This window comes from Nostoc sp. CALU 546 (genome assembly GCF_048836525.1).
Genome location: NZ_JAWJTF010000038.1, coordinates 62,727 through 74,035, shown reverse-complemented (window position 1 = coordinate 74,035; position 11,309 = coordinate 62,727). Strand labels below are relative to the sequence as shown.

The window sequence follows — 11,309 nt, the reverse complement described above, 5'->3', positions numbered from 1 at the left end:
GTGTTAGTTTGGATAGTTTGTAGTAAGCACTTTAGTTCTTAGAAAACAAGGACTAAAGTTCTTACTATGAACTTGCTTATCTTTAACAAGTTGTTTTGGTTAGAAAATATCTCCCGGATCTGCGGAGCGGAGTTTGTTGATCGCAAGCGCTCCTGATGTTATGCACATTAAAACTGTGGAAGTTAAGACAATCACTGCATTATTAGTGGTCATCATTATTGGTAGTTTAGTTGCTTCTGCTGCAAAGCTATATAACAAAACAGAAGTAATAAATCCTGGGATATAACCTAAGATTGCTAAAATCAAAGCTTGTTGAAATACCACATTTAATAAGTAGCTATTGGCATAACCAATGGCTTTTAAAGTGGCGTATGCAACGAACTGTGTAGCAATATTGCTGTAAAGAATTTGATAAACAATAACCACCCCAACAACCGCAGCCATTGTCAACATCAAGTTAAGAATAAAACCAATGGGTGTTCTGACAGCCCAGTATTGTTTCTCAAAATCAATGAAGCCTTGGCGGGTAAAAACTTGGACATCATTAGGCAAACTTGCTTGCAAATTTTTTAGTACTTTTTCGGCGTTAGCACCAGGTTTGAGGGAAATCAAACCGACATCAATCATATCTGCTGGACGAGTATTGGGATTTATCCTCAAAAAAGTTGAGTCACTAACAAGCAAATTTCCATCTACCCCAAAGGAAGGGCCTAATGTGAATAAACCACCAATTCTTACTCTATAGCCAATTAATGAACTGTAGGGAAATATTTCAATTGTCTGTGCAGTTTCTCCCGCATTAAATTTTTCAGCTATTGGGCCAAACTCTGGGCGAGAACCTCGGTCAAAAAGCACGACATCGGGAATTTTGAGTTTATCTAAATTTTTCTCCACTTCTGGGAGATTCATCACCGGTCTACCTGGATCAAAACCAATAACATATATTGAATATTTCTCACTAGTAGCCGGATTTTTCAGTTTGGCAAATTGCAAATACATGGGGCTAACTGAATCAACGCCATCAAACCCCAAAGATTGGTATAAACGAGTCCGCGAAAAACTTTGATTTGAGGTCAAAGATTTATATTGCGAACTAACTAAAAATAAATCTCCTTTGAGATTTTGATGTACAGCAGTTGCACTGGAATAGAGGGCATCTTGGAAACCAAGTTGCACAAACATTAGCAGCACAATAAAACCAATTCCGGCTACAGCTACTAGTAAACGAACTTTTTGCTGGGCTAGCTGTAGCCATCCTAAAGGAATTTTAAAATTCATGGATTTATTTTCATTTGTCATTTGTCATTTGTCATTTGTCATTTGTCATTGGTGAATGACATCTGCCAATTGACTAAATCTGAATGGCGACATCCACTTGTAAGTTAGTTAAACGAGCAACTTTTTCACTATCTGCGGGATTATCGATGGAAATTTTAACTTCAACTATTCGGCGGTCTGTGTCTGAACCAGGGTTTATGCTGAAGATGTTTTGCTTGTCAACTTGCCAACCAATTTCTTTGACAGTTCCTTTTAATGTTCCATTAAATGCAGTGCTGTTAATGGTGGCTTTTTGTCCTACACGCACTTTTTGAACATCGGTTTGATACACCTCTGCAATCACATACATTTGAGATGTTTTACCGATTTCAGCAAATCCTTTGTTGGTGTTGATTACTTCTCCACTTTTGGCGTGAATTTTCAAAATTTTGCCATTTATGGGAGATTTTATATAACTTAAATCCAAGTCGGCTTTTGCTTGTTGAACAGATGTTGTTGCACTGTTGACTTCGGTTTGTGCGACTTGAACATCTACACTACGCACTTCGCTAATACTGGTGAGTTGTGCTTGTGCTTGCTTAACTTGTTCTTGGTATGTGTCTTGAGTTCGCTTGAGGGTGGCTTGAGCTTCTGCTAGCTGCTGTTGGGTAGTTTTTAGTTGCAAAGCTTTGCTATCTGCTACAGAAGCCGCGATCGCACCTTGTTTATATAATTGCTGATAGCGGTTATTCTCGGCTTGAGCGTTGTCTACTTCCGCCTGGATGCGGGCAATTGTCGCCTCTTGAGTTGCAACATCCCCTTTATATTGTGGCTCTAACCGGGCAATTACAGCCTTTTGAGCATCAATATCTCCAGTTTTACCTCCAGATTTCACCTGCGCTAGTTTAGCTTTGGCAACTTGCAGTTGGTCTAAAGCCTGTTGCAATGCAGTTCTAGAACGACCATAATTTTCGAGATAGGCCAGTGTTTGCCCAGCTTTAACCGCATCTCCTTCTTTCACCAACAGTCTGTCTACTCGCACCCCATTATTGGAAGCAGGAGCAGTCAAAGAAGTAACTTCACCTTCTGGTTCCAAACGTCCCAAGGCTGTCACAGCAACTTTTGCAGGTGTGGCAGCTTTTGGTGAATTTGCTGGTGGTGTCTCAACTTTTGGTTTAGACCAAAACGGTACCAAACTATAAAAAGCGATTAATCCAGCCGCTAGAGTTAGAGAAGCTGCTAAAATTACTTGCGATCGGCCTACGGGTTTTGTGAATAATCGGCTTTCTTTATTTACTGCCATATTTTCATTCCAATTCTGCTTTTTTAGGAGATAGCCTGGTTATATTTAGTCGATTAGATATAGACTCATCCGCAAATTACCAAGAGGATTTTGCCTCTAGGGTTTCTACCTTAATAATGTGGATGGATCTAAATTGGTTTTATATGAATTGTTCTACGCTTCTACCGCCCAAAGTTACTATTGTGGCGTGAAAATTAATGGAGTGTTACTTCAAAGCTTCCTAAGTTATATCCTAATTTGACATCTAATCCAGTAGCGTAAAATACAATAGCGCTAACCAGAAAACTTAACTCTCAAGAACAACGAAGCGCTAATAAAAATGAACTCAAAATTGGATAAACTTGTCATTAAGTATGGCGTAAAATTTGATTTTTGTCAACCAAAAAGCTTTGCATAAATCCTGATTCTCTCACTAAATTATTTCATCCCAGTAAGATGAGATGCTGCAAAAGTTACTTGTCACTAATCTCTTGTTTAGCAATTGAATACCAACAGATAGTTAGTTATTAAGCAGATTTGATATTACTAACAGATTATTATTAGCAAGGTTGTGTACTATAAGACATTATTATTGCTTTCGATTCTACTAATTCAATGCATGAAGTGATACCTTTGGTGAGTCACATTAACGTACATCTAAAAATACCTAGTTAAAAGGGCGGTTAGAAACCGCATCTACACAAACAAAACTCATCTCCGTAGGTTTAAAACACTCAATTTTTCTTAGTCCGCGGAGGCGAATTCCCCTGCGGGTTTGCTGTTGGAGGTCGTTTGAAAAGTGTTTCGCTGTGAATTTAGGCACTTTTCGATCCCCCCTAACCCCCCTTAAAAAGCTACGGTGTATAAGTCTGAAATAGCTGATTAACCAGGGTTTTACCCCACCCTAACCCTCCCCTTGGAAAGGGGAGGGAACTAGATTTCTTTTTTCCCCCTTTGCAAGGGGGGATTAAGGCTTTCAAGGGTAGGGGTTTAAAAATCAGGCAGTAGAGAGAGTGATTTGAGACACATGAAGTTGTGGAGGGGAAGTGGGCCAAGGCTCAGGAAAAAAACTACCTTGAGGTAATGGCAGGCGATTGAGAACAGCGGCCTTAATGACTAAAAATCCACGACGAAAACAACTCAAGCAACGATGGAGGACACTATTTTTAAAATTGCGTCGTGCCACATGAGTTGGTGGTAAGTCATCTAAACTACTAATCGGTAGATTGGCATCAACTTCTCCACCAACGCTGACTTGCCACAGAGTAGCAACAGCCATCGCTAACCAATGTCTCTCGGCGCGTCTGGGGTGAGTAATCTTGGTGCAATGCCAACAAAAACCGCCGCGTTTACCATCTTTAAAAAGACACTCAATCCAACAGCGCATAGAATACCAGCAAGCATCCGCAACGTCAGGTGGTAAATCGGTGAGAATCAACCAGGGGTCAGTGTAACCCGCGTCATGGCGAGCTAATAAAGTACATTTGAGAGAGTTAGTCTTGAAACAGGTAACTAAGCCAGAGAAAAACTGACCAACTTCGGACTGTATTTTCCTTTTTTCCCAATAGCTCTGCTAAGAATACTGATACTGTTGTCAGTCCGCAAGATTGGGTCATCACTATCCCAAAACTCCACATTGCTAGTATCAATGCTTGCGACTTAGACAGATGCGGCATCTTTTCTATGACTTTCCTCGTCCATTGCCTTAATTCCTCGCTTTTTCCTAAAAGCATTTTCCCCCCACACCCTGACATTCTTCACCGCATCTGACTTGCATATTTTTGCGGTCTGACAACAGTTGTGTATTTTACCTGCTTTTCTCCCTCTTTCTTAAACCCCTACCCTTGAAAGGGGGATTAAGGGGGGTAATTCGACTTGTGTGTACACGGTAGCCTTAAAAAGAGGGGAACCCGGAGTCAAAGTCCCCCAATTTATCGGGGGATTTAGGGGGATCTAAAACTTTTGATACTGACAAAAGGACTTTTAAAACATCCTCTTAGCATTCTTGTAGAGTAACCGCGAATTCCATTCGCTCTGGCTTTTTAAGCACCATTTTAAATCATGCAATCACGATTATGTTTATCAAGTAACATACTAAAAATTAATATTTGCTTTATAAATAACCACTTTGGTTTTTAACTTGACTTATATTTAAAAATAACCAAAAACTTTGACTAAATTATGATGTTTGTCTGAGAAAATATACTTATGACTATTCAATTTATCTATGTATTCATTGAATTGTGATTTACTAGACAACAGATTTTCATTGTTAACTTAATTCAGCACAAACTTATGGCTAACACGTAGATAACAAAATATCCCATACATTTATAGAGTCATAAATTATACTTTTTTGCTTAATTTTATTCAAGTTAACATCAGTAATTGTGGATGTTTGTTTATGAAATAACTTTAAAGAAATGATTTAGTTTCTGTAAAATATGCTAGTATTTTTATTAATTCAATGCTTTAAAGTAGTTAAACAAACTAGTTATTTAATTGAGATTTTTAAATTAAAAATAACTAAAGATAACTGCTTTGTCATTACCTTGTGACCGTTTCATTACTTGTTCAAGTTACATAAATTCGGATTCAAGGTGGTGTCTTTTGTGTAACAAGCTTGTCAACTTTCCTGGTTTAAATAGCATAAAATATATTATCCCGGACGTTGAAACTGGCTATGACATTGAACAAGATGCAGAACGTTGTCATTCACAACAGCTATGTTGCTGTGGTTAGCCTAGATAATCAAATGCTTTTGGGTGAAAAAACGTTTCTGTTCTCTTAGCTACTCCTCAGTTCCCATCACTCCAGTAGGATACCATTACTCAAAATCTTTACCATTACAAATGGATTAAATTCACTGGTCAAGCAGCTATTACACTCCAAAACTATTTTACCAGTTTTAACAACGTCTTTGACCTATTGCCACAATTTCAAGAGTCTAGCGTTGGATAACATTTTTGTGCGATGTCTACGATGGACTACGCCTACGCAGTGTGCCAAAGCCGCCTGGAAACATAAGGCTTTACCTGGCATAATTCGTAATTCGTAATTACTTTTTCGCCAGGATTTCATATCTGTTAACTGCTTACAAAACGAGAGCTTTTCATTATTTAGTAGGCAACAGAAATTACTGTAGCTACACAATTCACAGTACTAACTATGCCCTATGTCTGCTTATTCAATTGATACTGCCTTAACGGAGTTAGAGAGCCTGATAACTAATTGTGAACAGGCTGTGATTAAGTCTATCGAGGGAAAAAAAATGAAATCGGATAAATCAGTGTCAATCAACAAAATTAACAGACAATTACAACACAATCCTATCGCCATTGTTGGAATGGCTTCTTTATTACCTCAAGCTAGAAATTTGCGGGAATACTGGCAAAATATTGTAAACAAAATTGATTGTATTACTGATGTTCCTTCCACTCACTGGAGCGTCGAAGATTATTACGATCCAAATCCTAGAACCACTGAAGATAAAACCTATTGTAAAAGAGGCGGGTTTCTTCCAGAGGTAGATTTTAACCCGATGGAATTTGGCATCCCACCTAGCATTTTGGAAGTCACAGACGTATCGCAACTATTAAGTTTAGTGGTTGCGAAAGAAGCGATGGAAGATGCTGGCTATGGCGAAAAACGTGAGTTTAACCGCGAAATGGTTGGGGTAATCTTAGGCGTGGCTATGGCCAAGCAGTTAGGAATGCCACTTTCAGCAAGATTGGAATATCCGATTTGGGAAAAAGCGCTTAAAAGCAGTGGTTTATCTGACGAAGATACTAAAAAAATCGTCGATAAAATCAAAAGCGCTTATGTGAAATGGGATGAGAATGCTTTCCCTGGAATGTTAGCGAACGTAGTCGCGGGTAGAATTGCCAATCGCCTAAATTTTGGCGGAATGAATTGTGTAGTTGATGCCGCTTGCGCTAGTTCCTTTGGTGCTTTAAAAATGGCAATTAGCGAACTAGTTGAGCATCGCTCTGACATGATGCTGACTGGTGGTGTTGATACCGATAACACCATCATGGCTTACATCTCATTCAGCAAAACACCGGCGGTTTCTCCTAGTGAAAATGTCAAACCTTTCGATGCTAAATCTGATGGGATGATGCTGGGTGAAGGTATCGGGATGATTGTCCTCAAACGGTTAGAAGATGCTGAACGGGACAACGATAAAATATATGCCGTAATTAAAGGTATTGGTACTTCCAGCGATGGACGTTACAAGAGCATTTATGCTCCCCGCAAAGAAGGCCAAGTTAAAGCCTTAGAACGTGCTTATGAAGATGCCGGCTTCTCTCCCGCTACCGTTGGTTTGATGGAAGCACATGGCACTGGTACAATGGCTGGAGATCCGACAGAATTCGGTTCTTTAAAAGACTTCTTTGATGTCCATGATGATAAAAAGCAGCATATCGCTTTGGGTAGTGTGAAATCGCAAATCGGACACACAAAAGCGGCTGCGGGTGCGGCGAGTTTGATTAAAACTGCTTTGGCTTTACATCACAAAGTATTGCCGCCGACAATTAACATCACTGAGCCAAATCCCAAACTCAACATTAAAAATTCATCCTTTTATTTGAATACCGAAACTAGACCTTGGATTCGTCCAGAAGGTGAAGCACCAAGACGCGCAGGTGTAAGTTCCTTTGGATTTGGCGGAACCAACTATCACGTTGTTTTGGAAGAATATGAAGCTGACCAAAACGCCGCCTACCGCTTACACAGTGGTGCTAGTGAAGTGTTGTTGTTTGCTCCTACAGTAGAGCAATTGTTGAGCAAGTCGGAAGAGATTTTAGGTAAGTTGCGATCGCCTGAAGCACCTACACACTATTCACAATTAGTCAATGAGTGCAAATCACAACAGATTCCCCTCTCTGCTCCCAGATTTGGGTTTGTCGCTGAAAATCTGGAAGAAGCTTGCAAGTTTCTGCAAACTAGCATTGACTGGCTGAAACTCAAAGGGTCAGCAGCATCTTGGGAACATCCCCAAGGGATTTATTACCGCTCCTCTGGTATGGAGTTGGGCGGAAAAGTTGTCTCTCTATTTTCTGGACAAGGTTCGCAATACCTGGAGATGGGACGCGAACTGGTGATGAATTTTCCTTTGATGCGCCGTCTGCATGGTTATATGGATAGCCTGTTGCTCAAAGATAATTTGCAGCCGTTGTCAGAGATTGTTTTTCCTCATCCTGTGTTTGCAGAGGCAGAAAAAAATGTCCAAATTGCTGCCTTGCAACGCACAGAATATGCCCAACCAGCCATCGGGGTGTTGAGTGCAGGGATGTACAGCATATTGCAACAAGCTGGGTTTAAGTCAGATTTTGTGGCGGGACATAGCTTTGGTGAATTAACCGCACTATGGGCTGCGGGAGTTTTGAGTACAGAAGATTACTTGTTCTTAGTGAAAGCTAGGGGTCAAGCAATGGCTGCACCCGAAGACCCAGATCATGATGCGGGTAGTATGTTGGCTGTCAAAGAAGACATCAGCAAAGTAGAAGCAGTGCTGAGACATTTTCCCCAAGTTGCGATCGCTAATCAAAATTCTCCCACTCAATTTGTCTTGGCTGGGCCTACCGCAGAAATAGCGAGAATCAAAGAGGCTTTACACGAGAAAGGATATACGGCTGTATTGTTACCTGTTTCCGCAGCGTTCCATACACCGCTAATCGCCTTTGCTCAGAAATCCTTTGCGATCGCAACTAAGTCTGTTAAATTCCAAAGTCCCAAAATCCCTGTTTACAGCAACGTTACCAGTAAGCAGTATCCCAAGGAAGCCCAAGGTATTCAAAAGATTCTGGAAACGCACCTTTCCAACTCAGTGCTGTTTAAGCAGGAAATTGAAAATATCTATGCGGCGGGTGGTACTTGCTTTGTGGAATTTGGGCCGAGGAGAATTCTTAGCAACTTAGTGAAAGAGATTCTTGGCGATCGCCCACATATTACCGTATCTTTGAACCCCAGCACTCAAAAGAATAGCGATCGCTCTTTGCGCGAAGCAGTTGTGCAGTTGCGGGTGATTGGTTTGACTTTAAATAACCTCGATCCTTACCAACTTCCCCAAACTATTCCCCCAATTGAGACGAAGAAGACATTAAATGTTCGTTTAAACGGCATCAATTATAGATCCGAAAAAACGAAAAATGCCTTCGCTCTAGCTTTACAGGATGGGCATAAAGTCACATTACCTACTCCTGAATCTTTTGAAACTGTGGCTCCTTTATTTAGCAGCCCAGGTGTGACTCCAACTCTCGCAGCGATCGAGACTAACGGACATAAAAAACTTACCCCAGCAATGAACGGTGTGACTGCTACTATCATCGCCCAGCCAGAGCAACAGATGAATCCTGTTACCCTGTCACAACCAGCCCAGGAATCTAAGATGCAACCAACACCAGAAAAACTTACAAATTACGAACAACTTTTAGCAAGTTTAGAATATCTCCTGACACAGTTCCAGGAAAATCAAGCCGAGAATTTACAAGTTCACGGTACTTATCTCAACCATCAAATGGAATACGCTAAAGCGTTTTTCCAACTAATGCAGCAGCAGAATTCCTTGTTGAGTGAAAGTAAATCAACAGCCGAAACTGCCAAAATGAAGCTAGTTGTCATGGAAAGCCTAGAGCGTAGCATGATGCAGTTTCATTCCCAACAAGGTGAAACTCTACGCATCCATGAGCAATATCTTCAAGAGCAGTTGGAATATACTAAGAGCTTTTTCCAACTAATACAGCAAGAATATTCTCAAATCATCTCAGGTGAGGGAGTAACGCAATTAACAGAGAAACTCAGCAATTTCACTCCGTTCACCACAGAAACAACTGTTAGTGATGCACCTACCAAGATAGTAGAAAGCCAGCCTTTGCCTGTAGCTGTTACCCAAGAACCTCTCCCGGCTGCTGTAGAGCCTGTAGTTGAAACTTCTTACTCTCCACTTCCCACTCCCCATTTTGCCACTGTCGAGACAGTCGAGCCTGTAGTTGCGCCACCTGTCCCAGTAGTAGAAGAACCCCAAGCTGAGGTTGTAGTCAAAATTAGCTCACCCCCAGTCAAGGAAGTTGTTGCAGAACCAGCACCCACAACTGCTGCACCTGTATCTGGCGCAACCATCGATATTGTTGACTTGGATAAAAATCTTTTAGCCATCACCAGCGACAAGACCGGCTACCCAGTCGAAATGCTGGAAATGGACATGGATATGGAGGCTGATTTAGGGATTGACTCCATCAAACGGGTGGAAATCTTAGGGGCGCTACAAGAGATGTACCCCAACCTACCCAAGCCCAATTTAGAAGAACTGTCAGAAAAACGCACCATCGGTCAAGTTGTAGAGTATCTGCAATCCCATGCTTCCAAAGGTGTTTCGATAGAAATTGCAGTTCACGAAGTGCAACAAGTAACTGAGATTCCAGTAGAGACTGCACCAGTAGTTGAGGTAGTTACTACACCGGAAGTAAGCGTAGTTGTTGCATTCACTCCAGAACCAGAAGTTGCTCCTTCTACAAGTGATGAATTTGCAAACTTAGGTGAAACCCTGTTAGCCATCACCAGCGATAAAACTGGTTATCCAGTGGAGATGCTGGAACTGGAAATGGACATGGAAGCCGACTTGGGGATTGACTCGATTAAACGGGTAGAAATCTTAGGGGCGATGCAAGAAACGTACCCCAACTTACCCAAACCAAATATCGAAGAACTCGGCGATCTCCGCACCATCGGTCAAATAGTCGATTACCTACAGCAGTTGGCTGGAGGTGAAAAAAAAAAGTCTGAGCCTGAGTTTGTCCAACAACCACCGGAACTAGAGCATACTATCCAGCGCCATCCGGTCAAACTCAGAAGCCTAGCACAGCCCGATTATTTGGATTTCAAGTTACCAGAGGGACACATCAGTTTAATTACCGATGATGGTTCCCTCACCACTTACAAATTAGCTGAATCCCTAATCGAGAAAGGCTGGAAAGTAGTAGTTATCAGCTTTCCCCAATCGCTTCTCGTCCAGCAAGCGCCCCTACCCACAGGAGTAACCCGCGTCACCTTAGCAAACTTGAGTGAAGAACATCTTCAACAACAATTGCAAGCGATCGCATCTCACTGTGGAGCAATCGGGGCCTTCATCCACCTACATCCAATGTTTGTAGGAAATCACACCGGAAGTATTTCTTATAACGAATCAGAAAAGGCGATCGTCAAGCACGTATTTTTGATGGCGAAACACCTCAAACCCTCTCTAAACGAAGCTGCAAAGCATGGACGTAGTTGTTTCTGCACAGTTGCTCACCTTGATGGAGCCTTCGGTTTAGAGTACAAAGTCAACTTCGGTGCGATCGGCGCTGGTTTGTTCGGATTAAGCAAAACTCTGAGATGGGAATGGCCAAAGGTATTTACTCGTGCGATCGACCTAAGCCCCAGACTTGACGCTAAACAGTCAGTACAAAACATCATCGCTGAACTTCACGACCCCAACCTTTATATAAGTGAAGTTGGCTACGGCTCACAAGGACGAGTCACCATTATCGCTGATTAAAAACCAGATTAACGCCGTGTGCAACTTTCTCTCGAACCTAACCCCCAACCCCTTCCCTACAAGGGAAGGGGAGTAAGAATCAAAGCCTCTCTCCCTGTGGCTACGGTCGAATTACCCCCCTTAATCCCCCCTTGGAAAGGGGGGAAAAAAGAAATCTAGTTCCCTCCCCTTTACAAGGGGAGGGTTAGGGTGGGGTAAAACCCTGGTTAATCAGCTACTTCAGACTTGTGT

At 41.7% G+C, this 11,309-nt stretch carries 6 protein-coding genes and 1 pseudogene; 3 read left to right on the top strand and 4 right to left on the bottom strand.

The features are described from left to right. Positions 1-99 precede the first annotated feature (99 nt). From devC to RRG12_RS19750, 3 genes are all read right to left on the bottom strand, one after another. Complete coding sequence (gene devC / locus RRG12_RS19760; protein WP_069073678.1) at positions 100-1,278, bottom strand: ABC transporter permease DevC; 1,179 nt, start codon at positions 1,276-1,278, stop codon at positions 100-102. 73 nt (positions 1,279-1,351) lie between these two features. Then, positions 1,352-2,560 (bottom strand): ABC exporter membrane fusion protein, encoded by a 1,209-nt coding sequence (locus RRG12_RS19755; protein ID WP_420760430.1) that lies wholly within the window; start codon positions 2,558-2,560, stop codon positions 1,352-1,354. Between the two features lie 976 nt (positions 2,561-3,536). Further along, positions 3,537-3,977, bottom strand: coding sequence for a hypothetical protein (locus RRG12_RS19750; protein ID WP_176727102.1), 441 nt, complete (start codon positions 3,975-3,977; stop codon positions 3,537-3,539). Between the two features lie 1,172 nt (positions 3,978-5,149). On the opposite strand from RRG12_RS19750, the gene RRG12_RS19745 reads away from it, so the two are divergent. Further along, positions 5,150-5,281 (top strand): hypothetical protein, encoded by a 132-nt coding sequence (locus RRG12_RS19745; protein WP_256091358.1) that lies wholly within the window; start codon positions 5,150-5,152, stop codon positions 5,279-5,281. Then, positions 5,223-5,500: pseudogene (locus tag RRG12_RS19740) on the top strand (hypothetical protein). Before RRG12_RS19745 ends, RRG12_RS19740 begins: the two are co-directional and overlap by 59 nt. Here RRG12_RS19740 and RRG12_RS19735 read toward each other — a convergent pair. Beyond that, positions 5,465-5,620, bottom strand: a complete 156-nt coding sequence (locus RRG12_RS19735) for a hypothetical protein (protein WP_420760244.1) — start codon at positions 5,618-5,620, stop codon at positions 5,465-5,467. The pseudogene RRG12_RS19740 and the gene RRG12_RS19735 overlap by 36 nt on opposite strands. Positions 5,621-5,714: 94 nt before the next feature. On the opposite strand from RRG12_RS19735, the gene RRG12_RS19730 reads away from it, so the two are divergent. After that, a complete protein-coding gene (locus tag RRG12_RS19730) occupies positions 5,715-11,078 on the top strand; it encodes a beta-ketoacyl synthase N-terminal-like domain-containing protein (protein ID WP_420760242.1) in 5,364 nt (1,787 codons plus the stop codon). The last annotated feature ends 231 nt before the right edge of the window (positions 11,079-11,309 follow it).

Bases quoted from the DNA above. Each gene is read 5' to 3' on its own strand.
- devC (WP_069073678.1), bottom strand. From the start codon at position 1,278: ATGAATTTTAAAATTCCTTTAGGATGGCTACAGCTAGCCCAGCAAAAA.
- RRG12_RS19755 (WP_420760430.1), bottom strand. From the start codon at position 2,560: ATGGCAGTAAATAAAGAAAGCCGATTATTCACAAAACCCGTAGGCCGA.
- RRG12_RS19735 (WP_420760244.1), bottom strand. From the start codon at position 5,620: ATGAAATCCTGGCGAAAAAGTAATTACGAATTACGAATTATGCCAGGT.
- RRG12_RS19730 (WP_420760242.1), top strand. From the start codon at position 5,715: ATGTCTGCTTATTCAATTGATACTGCCTTAACGGAGTTAGAGAGCCTG.